26 protein-coding genes and 1 tRNA gene are annotated in these 25,613 nt (G+C 44.2%); 15 read left to right on the top strand and 12 right to left on the bottom strand.

Translation table 11 applies throughout. The annotated features are described in order from the left end of the window. Positions 1–61: 61 nt before the first annotated feature. From hemL to VNN20_17185, 6 genes are all read left to right on the top strand, one after another. Positions 62–1,372, top strand: coding sequence for a glutamate-1-semialdehyde 2,1-aminomutase (gene hemL, locus VNN20_17210; GenBank protein ID HWP93926.1), 1,311 nt, complete (start codon positions 62–64; stop codon positions 1,370–1,372). Next, entirely contained in the window at positions 1,353–1,622 is a 270-nt protein-coding gene (locus tag VNN20_17205) for an AtpZ/AtpI family protein (GenBank protein HWP93925.1), read from the top strand. The genes hemL and VNN20_17205 overlap by 20 nt, the downstream gene beginning before the upstream one ends. Continuing rightward, complete coding sequence (locus tag VNN20_17200) at positions 1,576–1,962, top strand: hypothetical protein (protein HWP93924.1); 387 nt, start codon at positions 1,576–1,578, stop codon at positions 1,960–1,962. Before VNN20_17205 ends, VNN20_17200 begins: the two co-directional genes overlap by 47 nt. Further along, the gene (gene atpB / locus VNN20_17195) at positions 1,949–2,644 is read left to right on the top strand and encodes a F0F1 ATP synthase subunit A (GenBank protein HWP93923.1); all 696 of its coding nucleotides are present in this window, start codon (positions 1,949–1,951) and stop codon (positions 2,642–2,644) included. Before VNN20_17200 ends, atpB begins: the two co-directional genes overlap by 14 nt. 65 nt (positions 2,645–2,709) lie before the next feature. Next, the gene (locus tag VNN20_17190; GenBank protein HWP93922.1) at positions 2,710–3,048 is read left to right on the top strand and encodes an ATP synthase F0 subunit C; all 339 of its coding nucleotides are present in this window, start codon (positions 2,710–2,712) and stop codon (positions 3,046–3,048) included. A gap of 113 nt (positions 3,049–3,161) precedes the next feature. Beyond that, positions 3,162–3,554: a hypothetical protein gene (locus tag VNN20_17185; protein ID HWP93921.1), complete on the top strand. Its 393-nt coding sequence runs from the start codon at positions 3,162–3,164 to the stop codon at positions 3,552–3,554. An 88-nt stretch (positions 3,555–3,642) separates the two neighbouring features. Here VNN20_17185 and VNN20_17180 read toward each other — a convergent pair whose 3' ends face one another. Next, positions 3,643–4,053 (bottom strand): zinc ribbon domain-containing protein, encoded by a 411-nt coding sequence (locus VNN20_17180; GenBank protein ID HWP93920.1) that lies wholly within the window; start codon positions 4,051–4,053, stop codon positions 3,643–3,645. 287 nt (positions 4,054–4,340) lie between these two features. On the opposite strand from VNN20_17180, the gene VNN20_17175 reads away from it, so the two are divergent. Both VNN20_17175 and VNN20_17170 read left to right on the top strand, forming a co-directional pair. Next, the gene (locus VNN20_17175; protein HWP93919.1) at positions 4,341–4,688 is read left to right on the top strand and encodes a hypothetical protein; all 348 of its coding nucleotides are present in this window, start codon (positions 4,341–4,343) and stop codon (positions 4,686–4,688) included. A gap of 171 nt (positions 4,689–4,859) precedes the next feature. Continuing rightward, positions 4,860–5,507 (top strand): zf-HC2 domain-containing protein, encoded by a 648-nt coding sequence (locus tag VNN20_17170; GenBank protein ID HWP93918.1) that lies wholly within the window; start codon positions 4,860–4,862, stop codon positions 5,505–5,507. A gap of 127 nt (positions 5,508–5,634) precedes the next feature. Here VNN20_17170 and VNN20_17165 read toward each other — a convergent pair whose 3' ends face one another. Further along, positions 5,635–6,990 carry a CCA tRNA nucleotidyltransferase gene (locus tag VNN20_17165; GenBank protein HWP93917.1) on the bottom strand — a complete coding sequence of 452 codons (1,356 nt, stop codon included), beginning with the start codon at positions 6,988–6,990 and terminating at the stop codon, positions 5,635–5,637. Between the two features lie 213 nt (positions 6,991–7,203). On the opposite strand from VNN20_17165, the gene VNN20_17160 reads away from it, so the two are divergent. Further along, complete coding sequence (locus tag VNN20_17160) at positions 7,204–8,232, top strand: AMP-binding protein (GenBank protein HWP93916.1); 1,029 nt, start codon at positions 7,204–7,206, stop codon at positions 8,230–8,232. A gap of 105 nt (positions 8,233–8,337) precedes the next feature. On the opposite strand, the gene xseA is transcribed toward VNN20_17160, so the two are convergent. From xseA to VNN20_17145, 3 genes are all read right to left on the bottom strand, one after another. After that, positions 8,338–9,507, bottom strand: a complete 1,170-nt coding sequence (gene xseA / locus VNN20_17155; GenBank protein ID HWP93915.1) for an exodeoxyribonuclease VII large subunit — start codon at positions 9,505–9,507, stop codon at positions 8,338–8,340. 388 nt (positions 9,508–9,895) lie between these two features. After that, positions 9,896–10,522: a class I SAM-dependent methyltransferase gene (locus VNN20_17150; protein ID HWP93914.1), complete on the bottom strand. Its 627-nt coding sequence runs from the start codon at positions 10,520–10,522 to the stop codon at positions 9,896–9,898. 21 nt (positions 10,523–10,543) lie between these two features. After that, on the bottom strand, positions 10,544–11,056 hold the full coding sequence (locus VNN20_17145) for a MarR family transcriptional regulator (GenBank protein HWP93913.1): 513 nt from the start codon (positions 11,054–11,056) through the stop codon (positions 10,544–10,546). A gap of 302 nt (positions 11,057–11,358) precedes the next feature. On the opposite strand from VNN20_17145, the gene VNN20_17140 reads away from it, so the two are divergent. Then, positions 11,359–11,592 carry a hypothetical protein gene (locus tag VNN20_17140; protein ID HWP93912.1) on the top strand — a complete coding sequence of 78 codons (234 nt, stop codon included), beginning with the start codon at positions 11,359–11,361 and terminating at the stop codon, positions 11,590–11,592. 77 nt (positions 11,593–11,669) lie between these two features. Here VNN20_17140 and VNN20_17135 read toward each other — a convergent pair whose 3' ends face one another. The 3 genes from VNN20_17135 to VNN20_17125 form a co-directional block, all read right to left on the bottom strand. Further along, on the bottom strand, positions 11,670–12,287 hold the full coding sequence (locus tag VNN20_17135) for a hypothetical protein (protein ID HWP93911.1): 618 nt from the start codon (positions 12,285–12,287) through the stop codon (positions 11,670–11,672). 6 nt (positions 12,288–12,293) lie between these two features. Next, complete coding sequence (locus VNN20_17130) at positions 12,294–13,784, bottom strand: FAD-dependent thymidylate synthase (GenBank protein ID HWP93910.1); 1,491 nt, start codon at positions 13,782–13,784, stop codon at positions 12,294–12,296. Positions 13,785–13,941: 157 nt separating this feature from the next. Continuing rightward, complete coding sequence (locus tag VNN20_17125; protein HWP93909.1) at positions 13,942–14,697, bottom strand: NAD-dependent deacetylase; 756 nt, start codon at positions 14,695–14,697, stop codon at positions 13,942–13,944. Positions 14,698–15,187: 490 nt separating this feature from the next. Between VNN20_17125 and VNN20_17120 the strand changes: the two genes are divergently transcribed. Then, a tRNA-Ala gene (locus VNN20_17120) sits at positions 15,188–15,264 on the top strand. A 286-nt stretch (positions 15,265–15,550) separates the two neighbouring features. Next, positions 15,551–16,201 carry a hypothetical protein gene (locus VNN20_17115; protein ID HWP93908.1) on the top strand — a complete coding sequence of 217 codons (651 nt, stop codon included), beginning with the start codon at positions 15,551–15,553 and terminating at the stop codon, positions 16,199–16,201. Positions 16,202–16,470: 269 nt separating this feature from the next. On the opposite strand, the gene VNN20_17110 is transcribed toward VNN20_17115, so the two are convergent. Beyond that, a complete protein-coding gene (locus VNN20_17110) occupies positions 16,471–16,830 on the bottom strand; it encodes a hypothetical protein (protein HWP93907.1) in 360 nt (119 codons plus the stop codon). A gap of 333 nt (positions 16,831–17,163) precedes the next feature. Between VNN20_17110 and VNN20_17105 the strand changes: the two genes are divergently transcribed. After that, complete coding sequence (locus VNN20_17105) at positions 17,164–17,694, top strand: AmiS/UreI family transporter (GenBank protein HWP93906.1); 531 nt, start codon at positions 17,164–17,166, stop codon at positions 17,692–17,694. A gap of 90 nt (positions 17,695–17,784) precedes the next feature. On the opposite strand, the gene VNN20_17100 is transcribed toward VNN20_17105, so the two are convergent. Next, positions 17,785–18,342: a hypothetical protein gene (locus VNN20_17100; protein ID HWP93905.1), complete on the bottom strand. Its 558-nt coding sequence runs from the start codon at positions 18,340–18,342 to the stop codon at positions 17,785–17,787. Between the two features lie 251 nt (positions 18,343–18,593). Beyond that, complete coding sequence (locus tag VNN20_17095) at positions 18,594–19,148, bottom strand: hypothetical protein (GenBank protein ID HWP93904.1); 555 nt, start codon at positions 19,146–19,148, stop codon at positions 18,594–18,596. A gap of 172 nt (positions 19,149–19,320) precedes the next feature. On the opposite strand from VNN20_17095, the gene VNN20_17090 reads away from it, so the two are divergent. After that, positions 19,321–23,091 carry a hypothetical protein gene (locus VNN20_17090; GenBank protein ID HWP93903.1) on the top strand — a complete coding sequence of 1,257 codons (3,771 nt, stop codon included), beginning with the start codon at positions 19,321–19,323 and terminating at the stop codon, positions 23,089–23,091. Continuing rightward, the gene (locus VNN20_17085) at positions 23,075–23,815 is read left to right on the top strand and encodes a DUF1318 domain-containing protein (protein HWP93902.1); all 741 of its coding nucleotides are present in this window, start codon (positions 23,075–23,077) and stop codon (positions 23,813–23,815) included. The genes VNN20_17090 and VNN20_17085 overlap by 17 nt, the downstream gene beginning before the upstream one ends. Positions 23,816–23,984: 169 nt before the next feature. Here the strand turns inward: VNN20_17085 and VNN20_17080 are convergent, their stop codons facing one another. Next, on the bottom strand, positions 23,985–25,349 hold the full coding sequence (locus tag VNN20_17080) for a phosphomannomutase/phosphoglucomutase (GenBank protein HWP93901.1): 1,365 nt from the start codon (positions 25,347–25,349) through the stop codon (positions 23,985–23,987). Positions 25,350–25,613 lie beyond the last annotated feature (264 nt).

Genomic DNA, 25,613 nt, shown 5'->3' with positions numbered 1-25,613 from the left:
TTGACAGTATTGGTGTATCATGTTAACTATTTCTGGCTTAACTACCCATCCAAGTTAGTAAATGACATTCCAAATAAAGAAATCAAGAAAGCTGTATAAAGCTGCAGAGCGCATTATGCCCGGCGGTGTAAACAGCCCGGTTCGCTCTTTTAGGGCAGTTGGGGGCACCCCCGTCTTTATCTCGAAGGGCAAAGGAGCTAGGGTTTATGACGAGGACGGAAACAAATATATCGACTACATCGCTTCCTGGGGGCCGCTTGTCTTGGGCCATGCCCATCCCCGCGTGGTTAGGGAAATAAAGAGAGCAGCGGAAAATGGCACCAGTTATGGGGCGCCTTGTGAAAAGGAAGTGGAGCTGGCAAGCCTGGTAATCAAGTCCTATCCCTCCATTGAGATGATAAGGATGACTAGCTCCGGCACGGAAGCTACCATGAGTGCGATTCGTGTTGCCCGAGCCTATACTGGACGGGACTTAATTGTTAAGTTTGAGGGATGTTATCATGGTCATGCCGATTACCTTCTGGTCAAGGCTGGCTCCGGTGCAACGACATTTGGAACACCAAGCAGTCCCGGTGTTCCGGAGGCGTTTACAGAAAAGACACTACTCGCCAAGTATAATGACATTAAATCCGTGAAAGATCTTTTTTCTAGACACGGGAATAAAATCGCATGTGTTATTCTGGAACCGGTTGCGGCTAATATGGGAGTCGTTCCGCCAATAGAGGGGTTCTTACAAGGGTTGAGAAAGATAGCCTCAGACTATGGAGCGGTTCTTATTTTTGACGAGGTTATCACCGGTTTTAGACTAGGTCTAGGCGGGGCACAGAGAACATACGGGGTTACGCCCGACCTTACCTGCCTTGGAAAAATAATAGGGGGTGGGCTGCCGGTCGGCGCCTACGGAGGAAAAAGAGAAATCATGAACCTGATTGCCCCTATCGGCCCTGTTTATCATGCCGGCACACTCTCCGGTAATCCGTTAGCCATGTCCGCGGGGGTGGCAACAATAACCGAACTAAGAGGGAAGGGAACTTACAAGAGACTGAATGAACTAACTAGAGAACTGACCTACGGGCTCGGAGAGATCATGAAAAAACTGGGAATTAAAGCTAGGATAAACTCGGTGGGGTCGATGTTCACTTTATTTTTCACAGACCGGGAGGTAATTGATTATGAATCGGCACTTACCTCGGATACAAAGATGTATTCCCGGTTCTTTAAAAACCTGTTGAGCACTGGTATTATGTTTCCGCCTTCTCAGTTTGAGGCCGTATTTCTATCCCTTGCCCATACTGAGAAAGATATAGAAATAACCCTTAAGGCTGCTTACAAGGCCTTAAGGAGTATAAAACATCGAGCGGAGGCGAGCTAAGGTTAAGGGGAGAAAGGACTTAGGATGGGCCATATATTTTGCGGTAGGGACACATTTGGCCGCTTCGATAATAGCGGGCTTGATATTGGGGCATTATGTCGATAAGTGGGTTGGGACAAAGACACCTGTTTTCACAATTGTCGGGTTGATAGCTGGGGTAATATCCGGGTTCAGTCTATTGATAAGGTTGATGAAGAGAAAAAATGACGACGAGAGCGATGAGCCTGGCCAAGACGCTGGCGCTAAGTAGAGTAGAAGTGAGCGGTTTAATCGTCACCGGGATTCTTTTGGCGGTGAATGCGCTGCTCGGTTTTTGGGAGATGGCCGTGGGAGCCGCAGTTGGTGGAGTCCTGGTTGTCGCCAGTTTCTTAGCCACAAAACTAATAGTGGGTGTTCTTATCGGGGGTGCTCATTCCCGAGGTTTTGGGATATTCATACTCATGGTTAAAACGTTGATACTCGTGGGAATCGTCGTTTCACTTTTTTTATTCACGAAGATAAATATTTACGGGTTTTTGATAGGGGTCACCGCGGTGGTAATAGTTATAATCGGAGAAAACTTAAGAGGAAAGAAAAATGGAACACTTTAGTTGGTTTACCCTGATGGGGTTGGGAAAATATGACCATGTTCTAGGTGCTATTCTGGTCCTTCTCTTTTTAACCTTCGCCGCTTTAAAGATAAAGAATAATCTCACCGGGAAAGACTCCGTACTCCCAGACGAGAAATTCTCACTGAGGAATGTTTTTGAAATCTTGACCTTGGACTTTCTGCTCGACCTTTTTACCAGCATGATGGGTTCTAGAGAAAAGGCTAAGAAATACTTCCCTCTTCTTGGCTCCGCTTTTTTCTTCATCCTTTTTGCAAACATTCTGGGACTAGTCCCAGGCTTCCTTCCACCTACAGGAAACTTTAATACCACCATTGCCTGCGCTCTAGTAATATTTGTTATGTATAATTTCTACGGTTTTAAGGAGAACGGTATCGGTTATTTGAAACATTTCATGGGTCCGATGATTTACATAGCGCCGCTCATGATCATCATCGAGATTATCAGTCACTTGGTGCGTCCACTGTCACTTTCATTGAGGCTTTTTTGGAACATGACCGGAGACCACTTAGTCCTCGGAATTTTTACCAACCTCACCCATTTCATAATCCCGGCGGTATTCATAGCCCTTGGACTGTTTGTATCCTTTCTTCAGGCTTTTATTTTTACGGTGCTCTCCGCCATATATATAGCACTCTCGGTAGCCCACGAGCACGAGCATTAATAATTTTATCATGGCGGTTCATTAGAAACTATGACAAAAAACTATCAACCAAAAGGAGGTAAGAAATGAGACGGGTTCTTACATTGTTAATGATGGTCGGGGTTGCAGTTCTCGCTGCTTTTGTCCCTGAGGTATTAGCCCAGGAAGCCGCCGAGGCCGAAGGCCATCTGGGAGAATTAGCCAAGTTCGGGCTGGCCATTGGCGCTGGTTTGGGAATAGGTGTTGCCGCCGGTATCGGCGGTTTAGGACAGGGACGTGCGGTCGCTGCTGCGGTAAGCGGTATCGCCAGAAATCCAGCCGCCGCTCCTCGAATTCAGACCCCTATGATCATCGGTCTTGCTCTGATCGAGTCTCTGGTTATATACGCCCTGGCTATAACATTCTTGTTACAGGCGAAAATTTAACAACCGAGCGGAGTAGGACAATTCATGTGAATTTTCTCGAAGGCGCATGGTTTGTTCCTACTCTTTCTTCATTTTTTGGGACATAGGTCAAAGTGATCAAGAATGGCTTTTTATTGCTCTTTGCAGTAATTCTGCTCTCCGGATGCCTAGCCTCTGGGCTTTTCGGCAAGCGCGAAGATTCACTAAATAAGACCGCTTCTTTTTATTACAACATGCTCATGTGGAAATACTATGATAGGGCTTCGGCTTTCGTAGATGAAGAAAAAAGGTATAAATTTGAAGAGCTGATAGTGAAATCGCAGGACAACCTGAATATTACGAGCTATCAAATAAAAGAGGTTATTTTTTTCGAGGGGGATGAGGATAAAAGCATGGTCAGGGTGTTAGTAAATTATTATAAATATCCTTCGGTTTCCGAAAAGACTATCCTTCTTGAAGATACTTGGATCTTAAGGGGAGGGAAATGGTATATTTCTCCGGACTTTGATGAGGCTATATATAATTAATACTTTGTTTCTCTATAGTCACCAAAGCGAGCGTCGCTCATAAGCCTGAGCTAGTTTTAATCGAACCTTACCGAAGCTCCGTCTATAGCTAATTTTTGCTTTTTATCGTAACTACCCTATCGATATTAGGTAATTGCAGCAAATTAGGCATGTGGACGGGTAATTCCGTGTTATACGGTCTATCCTCGATTATTACTTCGTTCAAGGTTGCCGGATATGCCGGTAGGTAAATCTCCGCGCCACACTTAGGACAAAAATCCCATTCGATTTTTACTGATTCGCCGCAGGTCGGACACCCAAATTCCTGTCTTGCCTTGGAGGTTAGGGACTGGTTTATTCTATAGATAGCGTAAGCAGAGCCGTAGAGGAGGAAAGGTAGGAATACAAAAGCGGCTACTATAACTATAAAAAGAAATATAGGAAGATGGGAAAGGTGTTGCAGGCATACTGAGGAAATACTCTCCCAGTTTGCGGCTTGGGTTAAAATCGGGTGTGTCATGTTTTATCCCTCCCTAAAACCCTATTATATCAAAGACTGGCTGTCCATTGCAATAGAAATTTTTTTATTGTCTAAAATGCTTATAATCCGCCGAGATCACTTGAGTTTTGAATCTGATTACGAGTAACCTTACACATTAGGGATTGAAAAAGTGAGGAACCCGTTTATATTTATTCTGCCTATTGGGTTTTAGCTTAATTAGCAATAAACCTTTTGAATCCGGAGTCGATTAGCCGAGGGCCTGAAAATAAAGAATATGGTGTAATGTAAAATTCCTCAGGGAAGATATGAATGAGGAAAAGGTTGAGATAAGAAATCTTCGGTTGTCACAAAAAGACGATTTCATCCGGTTGAAAACTTTAATGATGGAATGGGAAAACAAGACTATAAAAAAGCTAAGTGTCCTGCCTAATGGCATGATCCGGGAAGAGGGTACACATGTCTTTGGCGGTGCTGAGCTGTTCGAGGAAGGGAACAGTCTTTTACTCAGAATATGGACTTCATTCGGAATGTTAAACATTCACATGGGAGATTTCGTCGAAAAGGCGGATAACACAAGGCTGGTCATTAGACGTTTCAGCAAAGACCCCTGGAATATAAAGAAGGATGTTTTCAGAATAGTCGAGGAGCAATAATAAGTTATGATTAAGCTTACCGAAATAAATACCGCGAGTTTTAAGGGTTGTCAGGAAATAAGGCATCCTACACTGGCTATATCCTAGCCACGTCCATAATATACTGTAAAGATTACAAATACTATTGGCATCTGGATTGCAGATAGTACAACTTGAAAAGGAGAGATGCAAATGTGTGAGTATACAGAAGAACTTTATAGCAGATGGCTAAGCAGAAAGCTGACCAGGATTGAACAGGCCTTTTTTGAAGAACATATGCAAAACTGTGCCGACTGCAGCACGCTGGTTTTAGAAGAAAATAAAGAAAGGCTTACTGCATTAAGAGTAAGCTCTCTAAAGTTTGGTTTTGGTATTGGCTTATTGGCCAGTTTGATAACTTCGATTGGGCTAGTCATAGGGCTTAATAATTTGGCCAACTATTCTTCGAGGGATTTTATAATCTCAGGGATTCTCTATCTGCCCATAGCTTTATTCACGGGCGTTCAGATAGTTGCTTTCAAATTGAGCGAGGCCGCGAATTCTAAATTGTCAAACCTTTTGAGGTCCATAGTTACGTTATTTGTATTTTCTACCCTTCTCTACAGCGTCCTCTTTAATATCCCTGCTCTGGCCAAGGCGTCCCACGCCAGCATAGGAAGGTTCAACGAATCCTTAATCCTATTCTTGAATATAGTGCTTTCTGCTTTTTATTGGGTTATCGGCAACCGCTTAGCTATACAAGCTTACAATAGGGAACTAGAGACTTCGTCCTTTGTAGCTTCTTTGTTGTCGACTTGGGTATTGGTTCTAGCGGGGATAAGTTATCTGGCAATCAGGTAACTTTAAATTGGTTAGGACTGGAGTTATAAGTCAAAGCTCTTGGTGGGCTACTCTTATCTGGTATCTAATCCAGAATGGCTCAGTATTGACCCGAATAAAGCGTTTTGTGTTCGGGCCAGCTTCTGCATTAAATTGGGAATCTTTCCTGTACAAATCTTTTTGCCTGCTCTTTATCTTTGACCGTACCTTCCAACTGAGCTTCCTCCAATGAGTCTAGGATGCTGGAGAAGATAGGACCGGGTGCGTATCCCATTTCGATCAGGTCGTACCCGTTCAGAATCGGTCTTGGTTTGATCTCTTCTTGTTTTAATTCTTCGAGCTTTTTCTTCATGAAATCATACACATCGGTGGAGCCGTGGCTGGCCAGGCAGTCTGCCAGGTGAAGCGTAAGATGGTCTTCAAAGCATGGAATGCCCAGAAAACGTTTTAGTGTGCTTTCCCTCATCCTAAAAACGTCCTTAAATCTCAGATGCTCTCTCACCAGGGAAACTATCCTCTCGATTTGCTTGTTAGAAAACCGGAGTTTTTTGCAAATCTTCTTTGTCATTTCCGCACCGATTTTATCGTGCCCGTTAAACCTGATCCTATCGGTGACCGTTAGGGTAATCGGCTTCCCCACGTCGTGAAAAAGCCCCCCCAGGGCAAGCTCGGGCGAGGGCTTTCCTTTGGTGATTTCAAATAACTTGTCCAGTACTAAGCAGGTGTGCGTGAATACATCCCCTTCCGGATGAAACTCCGGGGGCTGGGGTACCCCGTGCATGTTGTCGATTTCCGGAAGAATGTGCTTCAAAAGACCGGTTTCTCTCAATAGTCTTAGTCCAAGACCGGGGTTTTCCTGGGATATGATCTTAACCACCTCGTCCCTCACTCTCTCGGCACTCACCTGGGAGATTAACGGGGCCAATTCATAAATCGCCTTGATCGTATCTTCATCTAGTTTGTAGCTAAACCTGGCAGCAAATCGCACTGCCCGCATCATGCGGAGCTTGTCTTCATTGAATCTGTCTTTAGGATTTCCAATTGTCCTAATCACTCGATTTCTTAAATCCTCGATGCCCCCGACGTAATCGATTACTTCCTCGGTCAGCGGGTCGTAGAGCATACCGTTTATGGTGAAATCCCTTCTAAGGACGTCCTCGCGCTCGTCGCCGCTGTAGATAACCCGGTCGGGGTGCCTGCCGTCGGAGTAGCTTTCATCCCTCCTGAATGTGGCCACCTCGAATTTATGCTTATCTTCCAGCACTAAGATGACACCGAAATTTGCCCCCACCGGCACCGTATTCGGGAAAATCTTCATTATCTCATCGGGCTTGGCGCTTGTGGTGATATCGTATTCCTCAGGCGGAATTTTCATAACCATATCCCTTACACACCCCCCGACGAAGAACGCTCTATAACCGGATTCTCTTAGACGTTCGACTATGCTTTTTGCCGAGAGAAGCAATTCGCCGGTAAAAGGTTTTAGTTTGTGTACGATAGCCATGGTTTTCAAAAAGGCGTTTTAATGTATATTATTGCTTAATCTATAGCTTTTCATAAACACCGTGGCGAGTGAATTAATCTCCGGTCCCAAAGGCCATGTGTCTTTACTTAATTCATTATCCCTGGCAATGAGAAGAAAGCTACAGGTCTGACCCTAAATTAATGAGATAATTTACCTGACTAAAGTCAACTTAACGAAGTGGAAGAATTATATATGAATATCGAGAAAACTATACCGGCTCTTATCACAAACCGAATCAAAAAATACCAGAGCAAGATCCTCTTTCAACGAAGGGACGGCTGGAGCTGGAAACAGATAACCTGGCTTGATTTTGAGAGGGATGTTAAAAGCATAGCTTCCTTCCTCCTGGACCTTGGTTTTGGGCCTGGAGATGCGGCCATCATGGTTTCACCCAACCGGATGGAATGCTTGTTTGCCGAGGTGGCAGTTTGTTTCCTGGGCGGGGTGGCGATCCCCATGGAGGGGGATGAGCTTTTAGAAAGAATAATAGAAGAGCTTGCTAAGGGGGTGAGGATAAAATTTATCTTCACTGCGGATGCGGCCATAGCTAATAGGGTTATAACTTTCTTCAATAGCTTTCCGGACTTGGGGAAGATTATCGTTTTCTCGTATAACGACCTTGGTAAAGACGATAGGATTATACCGTATGCAAGCGTTCTTAAATTCGGACTACTTAAGAGAAGACAGCTTGAAGACAGTTTGACCACAACCTCAGAAAGCGTTTCACCAGATTCCCCGGCTGTAATTTTCTATGATCCCGGCTTGAATGGGAAAGTGAATGAGAAAAAGGTTGCCCATTTGGATTTGATTGAAGCGTTACACCTCATGGCCAAGACGTATCCATTCATCGGGGAAGAAGACCAATCCTTTTCCTGCCTGACATCGGCCAGCCCCTTCGAGAAATTCATAAATTATCTGGCCCTCTACATGGGCTCTCGGATAGTTATGGCGGAAACAAGAGAGGACTTTTTCGAGGATATTCTTGAAGTAAAACCGACTGTCCTTTTTGAAACCAGAGACGGCCTTGAAGATATATGTTCAAGGGTTTTATCCGACGCCGGAAAAAAATCGGGGAGCGAAAAACTGAGAAGGGATTTGGGAAATAGAATAAAATATGTTCTGACCGATGCTCCACCCGAAGACCGAATAAAAAGCCTCTTTTCCAAATCAGGAGCGTCTATTGTTGAGGTTCCTGAGTTGAATAAACTCGGTGAGCTTTAAGTCTAGCTGCATTTTCTCAGGCACTAGGTTTTATTCTCTATATTAAACTGCAAGGAACGCATATATGCGGTCCTTACATCTTACTGCGTAAGTGAGAGAGAGTATTTAGTCCTCGGTTTCTTCTACGGAGCATCGTGCTTTTCCGCTGTGGAACCTTATGAGAACCTGATCTCCAGATTGGAGTTCCTTTGATTCCCTTATGACCCTCATAGAAGGGAGCATCTGGGTGATGCTGTAGCCTCGTTCGAGCACCTTGAGTGGGCTTAGGGCATCCAACTTGCCGGATAACGCCTGAAGACCTAAGCCTGCGGAGTCGAGTTTTATTCTTATTGACCTGGTTATATCATGCTGTAACTGGGAGACGTCCTTTCTGCGGAGTTCCATGAGTTTTCTCAACGCAATAGCCATTCTTTCATTCAGGCCCATCAATTCCTGAGCTAGCTTATCTTTTTCCATAACCGCAACTTCGGCAGCCATGGAAGGTGTAGCGACCCTCAGGTCTGCTACCAGGTCAGAAATGGTAATATCAATTTCGTGCCCCACGGCAGAAATTACCGGGACAGGAGATTTAACGATCTCCCGGGCCACCGCTTCCTCGTTGAAAGCCCAGAGGTCTTCTTTTGAGCCGCCGCCTCTAGCCAGGATGATTAAATCGAGCCCCTCGATTTTATATAGCCTTCTTAGGCCTTTTACTATCTCAGCCGGTGCTTCTTCCCCCTGAACCCGGGTCGGGGAAATAAGTATCTCCAGGTTCGGGAATCTCCGGTCTAGTACCTTAAGGATGTCTCTTATTGCTGCTCCTGACGGGGAAGTAACCACCCCTATCTTTTGAGGGAGAAAAGGTATGGACCGTTTTCTCGCCTGGTCAAACAGGCCCTCGGCAAGAAGCTTCTCTTTTAACTGCTCAAGTGCCAGGGCCTGTGCGCCGATTCCCTTTGGCTCTATGTACCGGACGTTTATCTGATATATTCCCTGCTTTTCGTACACGCCTATCTGCCCGCAGCATATAACCTCCATCCCGTTTTCCGGCTTGAATTTTATGTATTGGTTTGACCCTTTAAAGCATACGGCGGAGATTTGGCTGTAATCGTCTTTGAGGGAGAAATACCAGTGCCCGCTGGCGTAGGCGTCCCTAAAGTTTGAAATCTCTCCTGACACCCAGACATAGTCGTATCCTATTTCCCCTTCTATTATTTCTTTAATCCTGGTCGTAAGCTCGAAGACGGAGTAGATTTCACCTCTGATAAGGCTGAAGAAGGAGGGGTAATCATTCATTCAGGAAAGTATCTTAGATGGGAATGGGATAGTCAAGATAAATTAAACCTCACCAATTAAACATTCTCACCGAGGTAAGAAAAATATAAAGAATCAGCAAAATAAGAATAAGCCTGAATATTAGCCTCTTTAATGCGCTTCCTCCCCTATTTATAGACTCTCCGCACATAGGGCAAGTATCCGTCTTCGGGGTAATCTCGTATCCGCATTCTTCACACTTAGTAAGGGACATAGCCTTCTATAAACTTCAAATGTAGTTTATATGCATACTACCAAATTTAGACTTGAGAAAACAGAATCACTTCAGAGATACACTACTAAGTCATTCCCGCGAGAGCGGGAATCCAGTCTTTAATGTGGGTGAAGGTTTAAACCTATACTAACCTCATCAATTCATAATCGTGCCAGTTCCCTTATAACCAATCACACATACGGTAGACACGGGCCTCATCTTTTTTGTCTCTAATCTAATCTCTGAGAATCCGGATTTTTCCAAGAATGTGGAAATTTCTTTTCCTGCGTCCCGGACGTCTTCCTCCGTTGCCCCCGGATGTCTCGGCTGAAGCGCAATGGCGATCAAGCCTCCTGGTTTCAGCATATTCCAAAGTCCCTTTAAGCTTTCAACTGGGTTATCCCAGAACTGGATCGAGTTGATGCTGATTATCCTATCAAAAGGCTCGTCGAACTGTGGGAAATTTGAAACGGACCCAAGCCGCAAATCTACTCTTCCCACTCTTATTGCTTCGGCATTCCGCTTCGAAGCTTGCCTGATCATCACCTCGGAATGGTCGATTCCGGCAATGAAACCATCTAGTGCAGTCTTGCTGATTAGCTCTATCGCCAATCCTGGGCCGAAACCGATTTCCAGCACCCTATTGCTTCGCTTTATGTCGAGTAATGAGATGACCCATCGGTTTCGTTCCCGGTTCGTGTAGGCCATAATCACTCCGGCCAGGCTTCCCCAAAATCCTCTGGGTTGGCCAAATTGTCGACGAAAACCTTGCATACATTTCATGGAAGCTCTACCTCCTTGCTTTTACTTTTTGTTGACGCCCTTGATTAGCCGTTTCCATTGACTGCTTTCGAATAACTCTCGTAGGGATCTTAGAACATTGGCCGCAATCTTCATGTCACTCTCTGAAATATTTACTTCCAGTTGAGATAGAATTTTTTCTTCCCTGTGGTTCATAGCGCTAACAAGTTCTTTCCCCTTTTCGGTCAAAGTTACTAGATGGGATCGCTTGTGAGCGGGGTTTTCGATGAATTCAACATAACCCTCTTCGGCAAGCTGGTTGACAATTCCCTGGATGTGCTGGCGGCTAACCGGGCGAGAACGTGCCATCTGCGGAACCGTCTGGGGTCCCAAACGGTCGAGGTCTCTTAAAACACCTCTTCTTCCGCCTGATAACTCACCTTGACCGTGAAGCTCTTCCGCTGCTGCACGCATACGGTGGAACAAAGCCCTAGTCTCGTCAATCACTGAATATAAGGCTGATAGTGCTTGTCTATTAACTCCGGTGTCGGACTCGATTGTTTCTATTTCCTTCATTTCTTTCCTCCTAAAGGGTGTTATCGAAATGAATTGCTATTCGGCTATATGACAAGTAAATTACCATAATGACAATTATTTTGTCAAGATGCCTCAATCTATGTTTGAGTGTAAATACCAAAAAATCGCCATTTCCATGGCCGTAGGGAGTCAATGGCGGTGTTAACGTTGTGTAGAGACGCAAAATTTTGCGTCTCCTGCTGTTGGTCGTTTAGGATTAGAATTATTTTGTCGCCGAAGCGAGCTTCCCCCTTTAAAACCTGCTTCCCGTGATTATCTTAGGATTATTAGGAGGTAAATATATGAACAGACCAAATAACGATTACGTAGCAACACAGATAGAGGACGGATTTAGAATTGAATTTACTGATTCCCTGAAAGCGCCGATCAAGGTAACCTTCGATGATTTACAGGGGTTTGTCAAGAAGTTTAATGAGAGAGTGGTAACTGGCAAACAACTGACCCTCACCGAAGACGAGGAAGTAATGTTAACCCTCTGGCAAATGCTCCTGATCCCGGAACATACAAAACATTAATCCCAAAAGCATGCTCCTTTGGGGTCAAAGGAGCATGCATCAAAAATACTATAAACTTCGGCGTACAGTTCAATGTGTTACATATTACTGCGTTGATCTAACTCTTCAGTTTCTTTATAAAGCTTACTTTGCATTAGAATTCTTTTGCTTTGAAAGATAATGGATTTTACCTTTTTCTGTTGACTTGGAATGAGAAAGAAATTTCCAGTATCTAACGCAAGAAAACGAACAACATCTAAAACATCGATTATTATCTGTGGCATACCATGAAGTTCAATAAACCAACCTTTAGGTGAAAAATGTTCAAACTCATTTCTGAATTTGTCTTTAAGCCATTTAATAGATTCTTTCTGCCGTTCTGATAATTGAAGGTACTTACTGTGTACGAACATACGCATCCATCTAGTGTTTTGACATAACTCCAAGGCTTTATTCAAGCTAATAAGATGACGTTCACCTTTGTTTTTACCCTTCTTTGTCACAGGAGCTACATAATCTGGATTACTACCAGCACAAGCACGAATTGCAAAGCCGTACAAAGCTCCATGTAGGGAAATAATTACCCATTTCCAGGCGAAAACATCTGTCTCAACTTGGCGAATGAAATCATAAGCTCGTTTTAAATAATCTAGTGCATTTGTTTTTTCATCTAAACTTAAGTATTTTCCTCTTATCTTTTTCTTTCTTTTTTTCAATATTTGTTATCCAATAACCCTCCTCAACGCCGGGGCGACGAGGTTGGGATGGTGTTTGCTTATTTCTTTGGCTAGCATTCCCACTATATTTTTGATGTCCCACTGTGCGCCTTCGGACATTCGGAGGTTGGTAAGGTGATATAGTTCCCACAGGTCGAAGCTTCCGATAACCCGCCTGTTGTGGGCGTTTGTAACAACATAGCTTGCAACCAACGGCAGGTTTTCATTCATGAGTTTGTCATAAAATAACTCGCTTTTCTGCGTTGCTTCTCTAAGCAATTCTTCAGACCCTGCCTGTTCTACATTTGGCGGAACCGTAATCCCATTTGAGACACTCGGCTCCTGGGTAATCCAATTTACCTTCCGATGCCTCAGAAGTTGGTGCCAGCAAGCCTCGCTTATGACAAACTCAGCCTCGTAGTTTATCAGCTTAAAAACATTTATCGGATTATCATGTTTGCCAAGCCTCTCTATCGCTTTTTTGACTATCATCAATTTATTCTCTAAATCTTTGTTCCCGGCTTCCTTCTCGATATGATCATATCCCAGGTCTGAATACTCAAAAAGGATTGCATTTACCATTTTATCTATTGCCGATTTCTCCGGGTCGGATGTGCCACTACCGGTCCAATCAATGAGCCTTACCCCGGGGTTTTGATTGGACAGGTCCCGATTCTTTGGGGTAAAGATGGAGTGGGTTATACGCTCAAGCTCTTCTCCAGTTCCCTTGATATATTTATTTTCATTAGCGTATTTGACCAGGGTGGGGACGGAAAACGTTACTTCCTTCTTAATTTCTTCTGCCTTTCTTCTAGCTTCCGGGTACTTGTTCGAAAGAAGCTTGGTTAGGGAGTCTTCGATAGCTCTAGCGTTTGCGGTCATTCCCAAGTTGGTATAAGTGGCAAGACTTAAGGCATACCGGGCATCTTCGAAGGCGATTTTCTCCAAAGCTCTAAGGTGCGCTTTTTCGTCTCCTCCTTTTGGAACTGCAACGTTTCGCTTTAGATAATCGTAGAGCTTGTCGTTTATCTGAACGTATGTACCGTACAAGTAGTTGTTTAATTCTATGTACTCTTCGAGCAATGAAGGTTTATCCTTAAGCTCTTCAGGAACATAGAAATCCCCTTTCTGCGGTTTCTGGTATCTCTGGGAATACTCGGTGAAAGATAAATACTCATTGGATAACTCCAGGAGAGATGAAAAAAGACGAGATACCCTCTCAACGCCTAAGTGGACGGCGGCGTGTTCGGCGACGGATGCATGGCCGTAGTTTAGGACCCACTTCTCGTGGAATTTGGCGGCCCTCTCCTGTCCAAGCTGCTCCTCCTTTATAACGGTTTCTATGTTATCCCTGAAGCTTTTAGGGCTTCTGCTGACGTATGCGAATATCACCGCTATAACTTCTTCGGGCAGGTTGGCCACGGTATAGATATCCCTATCCAAATTGGATACGTAATTTTTAATCACATTTGTGGTTAAACCTTTTTCCTCGGGCATCACATGCTCCTATAGGCTCTAATTCGTTCGTAAGATAGCGTTTTGGCTTTTTTCTTCGTAATGTCATCTTTGATGATCTTCAAGATTTGAATCTAAAAATAAAAGTTATGTTAAAGAATATAAGAGACCAATACGGTTTACAATAGACGGCTAAGAGTCAGGCTAGAGTAATTCCTTCTTTTATTTTCTTTAAAATGTGGGGGAGCACTTGGCTGGGTTTTCCGTAAATGACCGCATCCACGTAATCATCGGAAGGACCTTCTCTCTCGCTTATTATAACCACTTTGGTCCCGGTCTCTTTTGCCAGAGTAGGGAATGACGAAATGGGTTGGACATCGAGCGATGCGCCGACGATTAGTAGAAGGTCACAGTTTCGAAGTCTAATCCACGCTTCTCTAACTTCCCAATGAGGAAGCGGTTGTCCAGGAAAAGATATCGGGGGCTTCAAAATGTCTTTGCCGCATACCTCACATTCGGGTATTTCTTTTCCTCGCTCCAGCATGGATAAAATCTTATCAGTTGTGTAGTCCTTACCGCAGCTCGTGCAGGTAATCCATAGCATTGTGCTATGAAGCTCTATTACCGAGGTACTTCCGGCACGGTGGTGAAGGCCGTCTGTTGTTTGAGTTAGAAGGCAGTCGAGCTTTCCCAGCATCTCCAGTTCGGCCAGGGCCAAATGTGCCGGGCTCGGTTCGGCTTTTACCAACACCGGGTAAATTTCTTTTATCTTGCTCCAGTACTGTGCCCTCACGTCCCTGCTGGCTCGAAACTCTCTGATGTTAGGATTAATTCTCGGGTCGGAGAAATCGGGCACCCCGGATTCTGCAGAAAGCTCCGGACCGGTAAGGACGATGATTTGTCGTGATTCCTTAATCCAGTCAACCACGGTTTCCAGTACGTCTTTTTCCATCATCTACGATTATACTTATTTGTGGTGAATACTGTCAAACATCGCAATGTTTTTTCCCGAAAGTTAGGCCTAATGGCAAGGTGACCTAAACGCCTATGTTTAATCGGGCTTTTATAATTTATTGCTCTTGGGTTTTTTTCGCTGGTCTAAAGAGGGGAGCACCTCCGCTGTCTGAGGCGCTCCCAATGGCATAATGTAGAGAGGAAGAGGGATAAAGGGTAGGTGAAACGGTAAAAAGCTTATAGGATTTTAATTAATCGCCGATTAAATTTTTGTTAAGACGAGATGAACGGATAAGTGGTATTTGGTGTGGAGTACAAATATTTATAAACTTTGGGTATAGGGCTAAGCAACGGTATCATCTCAGGGCTTTGTACTTGGAAATTTGTTTTTATTGAGGAGTGTATTATAATAACTGCTAACATTATGGTCTTTACACTTTCCGATAACTGTTACCTGATTAGCACATTAGCACCACTGAAAATCTATTAGTGGGGATGTAGCTCAGACTGGGAGAGCGCTGCGTTCGCAACGCAGAGGTCGCGGGTTCGATTCCCGTCATCTCCACCAAAAAACCTTAGCTGTTTCCATTAGTTACCTCATCACCTCCTTGATCTGTCTTGGCTTCCTGTTCCAAGCTCTCTAAACTTTTGCTATCGTGCTCTAATATCGACCGATTTTCTAAGTAAGAGGGGTCAAGTTATCTTGAATTGTGCATAGTAACGGGAAAAAGGAATAAACAAAAAGAAAACCTTATAATTCGGACTTGACCCTTTTTCTCTACTTCTGTGCCAGAGAAAAATAGGATTTGGAACCGCCAAATTGAGTATTATTGAGCTAAGTCAGCATTGAACAGGTGAGTATAGATGAAGCTTATTTCGATCTTAGTTTCTCCGGATCATATCAAAAAGTAGTGGATATTTCCAAAATAATTAAAAAAGAAATCAAGGAAAAAGAGAATCTGACAGCGTCAATTGACATCGGCCCGAATAAACTTGTCGCAAAGATCGCATCGTACATGCAAAAGCCAAACGGACTTACGGTTGTGGGTGCCGATGCCGAAAAAACGTCTACTGAGCTGGTTGAGGCTTTTCTGGCGCCCCTCCCGATTCGCAAGATACCGGGAATCGGTCCAAAAACCGAGCAGAAATTTTTAGCCGTGGAGGTCAGAAAAATAGAAGAGTTAAGAAAATTATCTCGAAAGGAACTGGAAAGTCTGATGGGGAAATGGAGCAGCGAGCTATACGAAAAGATATGGGGCAGAGATGAATCACCAATCCTCGAGAGTTATGAGATTAAATCGATCGGAAGGGAAGAAACTTTTTTGTATGATACCAGAAGCCTGAATTTTGTTGTAAAACGCCTTGAAATAATGTGCGAGGATGTCATAAAGAATTTTAAAGAAGAAGGGTTGCGAGTTTTAGTACTGCGGCCCTTACCGTGCGTTTTGCCGATTTTGAAACAAAAACCCGATCATACACTCTGTATAGCCCGGCAAACTCGCTAGTCGTGCTTCGGCATGAGGCTATGAAACTTTTACGTCCTTTCTTCGATGCTCGTGAAAATCCAAAAGGAAAACTTATCCGCCTTATCGGGATACGAATTGAAAAGTTACAAAGATTAATTATTTTTTCCTTAAAATTATGTAACTACCGTTGCAAGCTGTGAATATAAGTTAAATGTAATCATGAAGATGTATTTCCTGTGAGAAGTTTATTTCTAAGGGGAACGACCTTTATCCAGGGGTAACCCGATTCGAATTTTAAGCTGCTATTTCTATGCCGCGGAGTAAAGAATAGTCACGCAGTACCGGAATTCTTCCAGCCCGTAGGCTCCAAGAAATCCACCTATGAACCAAAATATTAGACTCTTTGTTGCATCGAGCCCTCTTTCTTGATTGAAAAGATTGCGATGGACGGCTAATGCGGTGTCAAACGACTCCTTGGCTATACCTAACATTATCCCTCCCAGTGGGCTTGCAAATATGTATCCTCCGATGACTGCGATTAGAAAGCATATAGCCTTGTGGGCTCGGTCTGCTTTATCCTGTATAAAAATGGAGGTCTTAAGTGCCAGTATCACGGCCGTTATACTTACTATGCTCAATAGAATAAGAAATATATCTAATCCCTTCATTTTCCCCACCTCACCGCCTAGGTTTTTATATATTTTAATTTTACCTCATCTTTTAACAATTGAAGCCAGAATTTGAGGAGTTTCATATATTACATGAACAATCGTTCTTAACCTCCTCTGATTATATGGAAATAGATTAAAACCCTAATCTTCCCTGTATTCTGCCCTCTATAATTTGTTTTCAAAGAAAAGCCCCCCTGTAAGCACAAAAAAGAATTCTCTTGACATCGATATGTAAAATGTGCTAGACGATATATATATTATGGCTTGGATGGGGAGTTTTAATATTAAGTAGTAATTAGAATATATTCCTTATAGGAGGAGGTAAGAGAGATGGTTCCAGTAGAAGGTTTGCTTGGTTATGTTTTGCTATTAGTCGGTTTTGTGTTTTTTGGTAATGGTGTAACCCTTCTCGGAAAGACCGGGGCGAAGGAGATAGGTGTGCTAAACCTGGGTGTAGGCGTACTTATCACGATAGCGGCATGGAAACTACATACGCTTGGGTTGACTGCTGCTACAGCTTTGGTGTGTGTCTTTGCGCTCATTTACTACATGGTAGCTGGTATTTTTATGCAGGGATATGACGCCAAGGGCCTCGGCTGGTATTGCTTATTTGCGTTTATCGTGTTCCTCTGGTACGCCTACCATTTCTTCGGATTAGGAGCAGCCGGTCTGTGGTTCGCTATTTTCTGCCTGGCATGGGCGCTCCTCGTGCTTCTGGCCTTCCTGGCCCTTTCCCTGGGAAAGGGAATAGCTACTACCGTGGGATGGCTCTTTATTATAGAGTCTATTCTAACGCTGTTGATTCCCGGAATGCTACTTCTGACCGAGAAATGGAATCCGTTTGGCGGGGTTCCTGGATAAGATAGCAGTAATCGCGGGGAAGATGTATTAGATAGATAGAACCGTATTGCATATGGCATTACTCAAATTCGAGCACATTTTCCCCGCACATCACTCTATTATCGGCTCGTTGCAGCCGCTGGTATCAACCTCTGCCGTGTCGCTCTCGAGAATGGCGTTCCCGGCGGCTTCGATCCTGCATTTATCGGCGGCAATCAGTTCAACCAAAGATGCGTTTTCCGCCACGATGCCGTTCCCTTGACCTGAGGATATAACAACATCATCACCGGCAACGAGTGTGATAACGGCATCGCCCGAAGCTCTAATTCCATCCTCGATTGAGGTGCATCTTACATCCTCGAACTTCCCCGACAATACAACCTCGGCTTCATCGCTGGCATCGATACATTTGATGCAGCCGTTTAAGATAACATCCTCGGCGGTTATGGTGACGATGCATGTTCCCTCCGCCCTGATGCAATCGCCCTGGTTATCGGCATTGATAATCAGGTTTGCTCCCTCTTCCCTTATATCTATGGCGCCACTATCACAAAATATAGGGTCTTCAAATATCAAGGGCTCAAGGCCGTCATCACAGCTAATTAAGCTCAAGAAGCAGGCTAAAATCAGTGCCCTGAGGCAATGTAATTTTATTTTTAATTTTCCCATGGCTATTACCTCACCATACAGTCTTTATAAATTGCGTGATATTATGCTTCACTAAGTATATCAAAAAGCGGGAATGAATATGCTAGATTCGATTATGGGGGGCCTGTTTTTTTGGTATCGTTCCAATGAATCGGAATATTTCCCTGAATCATGCGGAATCTTATATTTAGCAAATCCAAATAAAAATCGGGAGCCTTTGGCTTCAAGGAAATTATGTCGACCCGCCAATCATTTTTGGCCTGATTTACTTTTCATTGAATTATCAGCTCGTTGCAGCCACTGGTATCGACTTCTGCAGTGTCGTCCGCTAGAATGGCCTCCTGGTCTGCTTCGATAATGCATTGATTCGGAGCTACCAGTTCTACAAAAGATGCACCCTCTGCTCTGATGCCGTTGGCCTGATTCGAAAATATGTCTATGACGTTACCTGAGACCAGGGTAACAATGGCATTATCCGTGGCCAGAACTCCGTCTCCTTCAGTAATGCACCTTATATCTCTGGACTCAGTGGTCAAATTAACCTCGGCTTCATCGCTGGCTTCTATACACTCTAGACAGCCCTGCAAGACGATATCATTTGCCAGCATGTTGACGGTACAGCTTCCCTCGGCCCTGATACATTCAACCTGGTTTGCTCCGTTAATAACCACGTTATTTCCTTCCTCGTCTATATCTACAATGCCGCTATCACAAAAGATAGGCTCTATGAATGTCTTGGGATCAAGGTCATCTTCACAACTAAGTAAGCTCAAAGAGAAAGCCAAAGTTATCACGCCATAACAACACCTATTTAGCAATTGTCTCATGATCATCCTCCTTGGAATGGCCTCAGAATAGGCTCTAAGATATCATGATTTTTGAATATATCAAAAAGGCAGACTGTAAGCAACAGAATTTGGGGGAACGTTACATATTTTTAACTAAGCTCTGGATTATTTGTTTAAATCAACCAATTCCTGTTTATAATATCCCTATACCATGTCCTTTGGGCAGATTACTCCAGCCAAGCTCTCTCTAGCTATACTAGCTATTCTTTTTCTTCTCTTTGTCATCTCCTACATTTACGTAACCGAGGTAATTATTCCGGGACAGATACGCGGTTTCATAGAAGAGGTTTCTAGGGACAAAGGATACAAAATAGAGATTAAAGATATAGAGTTTGATTTCCTTTCCGGTCTCAGGGGAAGCGAGATAGAAATCTCCGACCCGGTCAGCGTGGTAAAGCCTATACTGAAAATCGGCAAGATAGCCGTCAAGCCCGAGATTCTCTCCTCACTTTTCAATTGGAGGGTCAAGCTTAGAGGAATAATAATCGACAAACCGGTTTTTTCTCTGACCGGGGAGGAATTAAATAGATTAGTGAATCTGTTCACGCAAGGAGAACAAAAAGAAAAACCGCTTTCGGTGGAGGTCAAACATCTGGAAATACACGATGCCCGAATTGAAGTTCTGCCGGGCGTATTTCTGAATTCAAAAAAGATGGAGGTTGATTTCGAAGACGCGGAGCGGGCAGAGCAAAGAACGTTTCTACTTTCCGGCAATTTAGATATCGAGGAAAACGAAGTTGAGATTAAAGGTAGGATTAACCCATTTTTGGACAAACCGGCCGGGGAGTTAAGGATAAACCTGCCGGAGTTAGACACAAGCTCTTTTCTCACGGATATTTCTCCGCAGGTTAATCTAGCCATATCATCGGACATAAAGTTTGAGGTTTCTGAAAATATAACATCTCATGGCCTGGTCAACTTTACGACCTTGACCGAAGAGTCGAACTTCTCCGGGAAACTGGAATACGATTTAACCTATCGGAAATCAACCGATAGCGCTTTTTTCAAGTCAGTAAATTTCAGTATGGATAATTTGTTCCGTTCTTCATTTACCGGGAGCATCGAGAAAGTTACCAAAGAATGCATTATCAGCCTCGTAGGGGAGACCGGGGATATAGAAATAGAGGAAATTCCCAGGTTGGTTACTGCCCTTTCCGGTCTTGAATTTTCCGGGGCAGCCAGGGCAGACGATATTAAGCTTATCGGCTCGAAGGCTGGTAAAAATTTCTCCTTGTATGGAAATGTTCTTCTGGATCAATTAAACGTTAGGGATAAGAATAGAGGCTTTGAGATCAGGGGAATAAACGGGGAGGTCCATTCTAAAAATACCTTTCAAGATAGCGCGAAAGCGGGGTTTTCCGCTTCCGGGGTTTTCTCATTCAAAAACGCTTTCACCAAAATCGGAAAGTTTAATGGGGGTAAAGGAAAGGTCGAGTTTATAGCCGATAAGGGCTTAAAGAATAAAAGGCTTGAATTTTCCTCCTTAAAGGGTTCGTTTCTTGACGGGGTGATATCTGGCGATGCCCGGTTTGAATTTTTAGATGGTAAGAATCTGGTCTCCGGGAATTTAGCGGCTTCGGGCATGAGCCTGGAAAAGGTTCAGGAGAGTTTCATCTCTGGCGGCTTAGAGGGGAAGCTGGAAAGGGTGAATGCCAGATTTATGAGTGAAGATATGAAGGGATTTGACACCGCGCTCTCATTTTCCCTTCGGGATTTTAAATTAGCGGCGGGAGGTGAAGGTGGCGGAATCGAGGCGTCGAGGGTCGAATCTCTAGAGCCTCTCCGGTTTAAACTAGTTTCGGAATCTCTAAGCAATGAGTCTCATGACCAGGTACATAGAGGAAGGGAGAAGGAAAGTAGAGAGATGGTATCGGGAAATGAAAACAGTCGAATTTACATCGAAGGCAAGGGTATATCCTACGAAAATCTTTCATACGGTGAGTTCCTCATAACTAGAGGAAATATAACCGAGCTTCGTTTTAATTTGTATGAAAATAGCCATTGGGGATTGAGTTTGTATTCAATCGGCTCCCGGTTTCAAATAACCGAGAGGGACGTCCATCTTAATGAGTTCAGGTTGGATATCAGCGCCGAAAAAGATGCAGAGCTGGTTATTTCGGGCGGCTTGGAAGGCTCGGAAGGGAGATACGGGGAGGCTTCATTCCCTAAGCTCTCCACCAACTTTGATTTCAGTAACAATCTATTGCGGCTCACAGCCTTAAAATCTCAGTTGGGGAGCTATGGGGACTTACATGCCGAGGAACTTAACATTGTCTTTGGTGACGACAAAGAAAGCACGCCATACCAAATCAAATTCAGAGAAGGCAGTTTCTCCGGCTTCGGCGGCAAAATAAAATCAGAGGGAATAGAAGCGGAATTATTGATTCAAACTATGGGGGATCAAAAAACAAAGCTGAATGGAAACCTGCATGTCGGTGGGGCGGATATCGTATCACAGCCTCTCGAGGATTTATCATTCCTAATCCGGTCTTCCCCGGATGGAATCACGTTAAAGATAATCTCTGGCCGTTTTTCTGGAGGAGACCTCGGAGGAAATATCCTCGTTGAGACCTCTTCCTCCGTTCCTTTCATTTCCTCCCGCTTGGAATTAAAAAACCCTATTTTCTCTTTAGGAGGACTCAAGCTGGCGATTGGGAACCTGAGTACGAGTTTTGATGGTAGCATCGAAAATTCCTCAATACCGGAGGGAAAAGGGGAAATCAGATTCAGTAATCTAAGCATGGAAAGAGACGGGGTATTTTCAAATTTGAGTGGGGAGATGCAGGTAGAAATGACCGGTGAAACCATATATCTTAAACAGGGGTTTATACAGAATGAAGAGGGCAACAAAATCAGCTTGAGAGCGGGTGTGGAAAATATCCGTAACGGAACGGGCCGTCTTTGGGTCGATGTACCCAAAATTCCTTTGGTTTTTATCCAGAAAACCGTATCTCCTCTTCTTCCCCAGTTTTTGAGTGAAGGAGAATTTCAGGGTGGCGTCAGTTTGACTCTCATCTACGACCGGTTCTTGGATGAGAATGGCTCGCTTCAGGGAGAATTTTCGGTCGATGAAGTGTCGTTTGGAGGATGGGTTAACGGCACAGCTTTTTATGTTAAAGGTATAAACGGAGCCATCCCTATTAAGAATGAGGTCAATCCATTTACATCCTTGCCGTCTCTCATAAGGAATTACAAGAAAAAAGGTGACCAAAAGCTTCTCGATGAAAAGGTATTTAGCGCCTTTCTCGACACATTGAAAGCGAATAGTCTCAAAAACGATGAGAGCACTCTGAGTATTGAAGAAATAGCATATGGATTTTTGAGGTTTGAGGATATAGAATGTGCAATTGAGTTGAGTAGCAAAGGAATCAACCTGAGACGACTAGAGTCTCGGTTGTATGAAGGCCAAGCTTTTGGCACCGGGCAATTTGACTTCAGTGGTAAAGCCAATAAATATGACCTGTCATTCCTATTCAGGAAGGTCAGCCTGGCAAACATTTCGGACAGCATCCCCTCCGCCAAGGATTACATATCCGGAATAACCAACGGTCTCTTCTGGATGAGCGGAGAGGGGAAAAAATTAAACACCCTCGACGGCCTCTTTAATTTCTGGACTATAAAATCGGAAGAAGAACCCAGTAGGATTGCCAAGGCGCTACTGCAGAAGCTGGGGGTGAAGGAGAAATTCTTCCTCCGGGAATCCCGGAAATACGATAAGGGAGAGATGAGTGGTTACATCAAAGACGGCGTTATTACGTTCAAAGAATTGGAGATATCACACCGAATGCTTGTGGTACAGGATTTATCCATAAAAGTAGATGAAAGAAGAAATTCTATATCTCTGGCTCATTTTCTCTCTGTGATCCGGGAAACGGCAAGAAGGGCCAGTAAAGGTGAGCTTAAAATTGAGTACGGAAAATAAGTTTAGAGGTGAAGAAGCGATGGAGATAATAGCAAGAGTAGTTTTTACAGCGGTTTTTCTGACGATGTTTACTTCTTTAACGTCATGTGCGATCGTCACGGTCAATATTTACTTTCCGGCGGAAGAGGTGAGGGAGGCGTATAGAAGTCTCGAAGAAGAGCTGCTGCAAGCCCCTGAAGAAGCTCCGGAGTCTCCAAAAACCCCGGACAAACCTAAACCGCAGGGACAGCCTCAAAGTCTCAAAACCTATCCGGAGAAGCCCCAGTTAGAATCGAGAAGAATTATATTACTTCGGAGGAAGTTTGACCTGAATATAGGCACTATGGCCTGGGCGCAGGGAAACCTGGCTCAGCAGATTACCAGCGAAATTCGCAAGATGCCCGAGGTAATGCAGGCTTTTCGGAGCAGAAGTAAGCGGCTTGCCAGTATAAACAATTTGCTGGCACAGGGGAAAGTGGGGGAGGGGAATAAAGGGCTCCTGGTTCGTAGAGGAAATTTATCACCACCAGAAACCGCAGATTTCAGCGCGGAGAATGCCGATAGACAAATCATCATCAAGGGAATGGCTAAGGCAATAGTGAAGATAAATAATCTTGACCCGACTCCTGAGAATGTAAACCGCGTCCTTCCTCAAGCGGCCGAGCAGTATGCCGAGGTAAGAAGGGAAGAGGCCCAATCCGGATGGGAAATTCAATTGCCCGATGGAAGGTGGACCAAGAAGTAGTATATTTAACCAGAATCGATCGATGGGTAATTTAGGTCCAAGACTGCTGTGTCGGCTAAATAAAGGCAACATTCGTAGGGGCGAATCTTGTATTCGCCCTAACGATGATATGAAATTAAGGGCGATCACAAGGGTCGCCCCTACGGAAAGGGTGTAATTCGTAATCTTGTTAATTCAATTTCTTCTTCGCCTCTTCCAATTTTCCTTCGATGAGCGAGCGAATTTCTTCGAGCCTTTCTTTCGTCTCCGCTTCAAACCGAAGGACCAGGGCAGGCTGGGTGTTGGATGCCCTTATCAGTCCCCAACCGTCGGGGAATTCGATTCGAACACCATCTATGTCAATGACTTCGTAATTTTTCTTTAGCTTTTCTTTCACCTCTTCCACTACCCTGAATTTTATCTCCTCAGGGCATTCAACCCGAATTTCCGGCGTGGATATAGCCGGCGGAATCCCTTCCAGTAATTCAGACACCTTTTTACCCGTGTTAGAAATTATTTCAAGAAGCCTGAGCCCGGCATATAGTGCATCGTCATACCCGAAATACTTATCGGCAAAAAATATGTGCCCGCTCATCTCACCGGCAAGGGCGGCCTTTTCCACCTTCATCTTGTTCTTGATTAAGGAATGTCCGGTCTTCCACATGATTGGGTATCCGCCATTTCTCTCGATGTCTTTGAACAGCCGGCCCGAGCACTTAACGTCGCCGATTACTTTGGCTCCGGGAGTCCTGGAAAGAATGTCCCTGGATAGAATAACCACCAACATATCGCCCCAGATTATGTTTCCTCCTTCGTCGACGACGCCGACCCTGTCTCCGTCTCCGTCAAAACCGATGCCCAGTTGGAGTTTTTTCTCTCTAACCGTATTTATTAAGTCTTCAAGGTTTTCCACTACGGTCGGGTCCGGATGATGGTTGGGAAATGCCCCATCAGGGGTAGCGTAAAGCTCGGTGGCGTCACAACGAAATGCTTTTAAAATCTGAGGGCCGGCTATTCCCACCATTCCGTTTCCGTAATCAATCCCCACCTTGATCCCCGGCTTTATTTGCACGTTTTCTCTGAGAAATTTTAAGTAGCTTTCTATCACATCCCTCGTCTCGACCGTGCCTTTTCCTAGTGCGAAGTCTCCGCTCTCGGCGATCTTCCTTATGTTCTGGATTCCATCACCAAAGAGGGAATCCTTTTCCACGCAGAGTTTAATTCCGTTGTATTCTCCGGGATTGTGGCTGGCGGTGATCATTACGCCGCCGTCCACGTCGAGATTAAATAGAGAAAAATAAAGTATCGGGGTAGAAACCATACCGATGTCGATTACATCAAGCCCGGCCGAATTAATTCCACGACTTATTGCCTTAGCGTAGGCCGGGGAGCTAGACCGGCAATCTCGCCCCAGAGATACCTTCTTTTTCCCCAATTTTCTCATATAGGTGCCGTAGGCTTTTCCGATTGTCTCGATGACCTCTTCGCTAAGGTCTTTATCCACAATTCCCCTTATATCGTATTCCCTGAATATCTGCGGGTTGATTCTGGTCATAAACTCCTCCTCTAGAATTAAACATATTAGCCACAAAGGCACTAAGACACTAAGTGAAAACAAATAGCAAGTTCTAAATCACAAATCACAAGCAATATCTAAATTCTAAAATTGAAACTTTTTGTTTTTAGTGCTTGGAATTTGTTTGGTGATTGTGATTTGGTCACTGTAATTTTGCTTTATTCCTCGTGGCTAAAAATGTATTGATAATACTACATGCTAAAGGCCTCGAAAAAAAGCCTTTCTTGACTTTAAATCCCTGCC

This window comes from Thermodesulfobacteriota bacterium (assembly GCA_035559815.1).
Classification (GTDB): domain Bacteria; phylum Desulfobacterota_D; class UBA1144; order Nemesobacterales; family CSP1-2; genus DATMAT01.
This window is presented reverse-complemented; position numbering and strand designations above follow the sequence as displayed.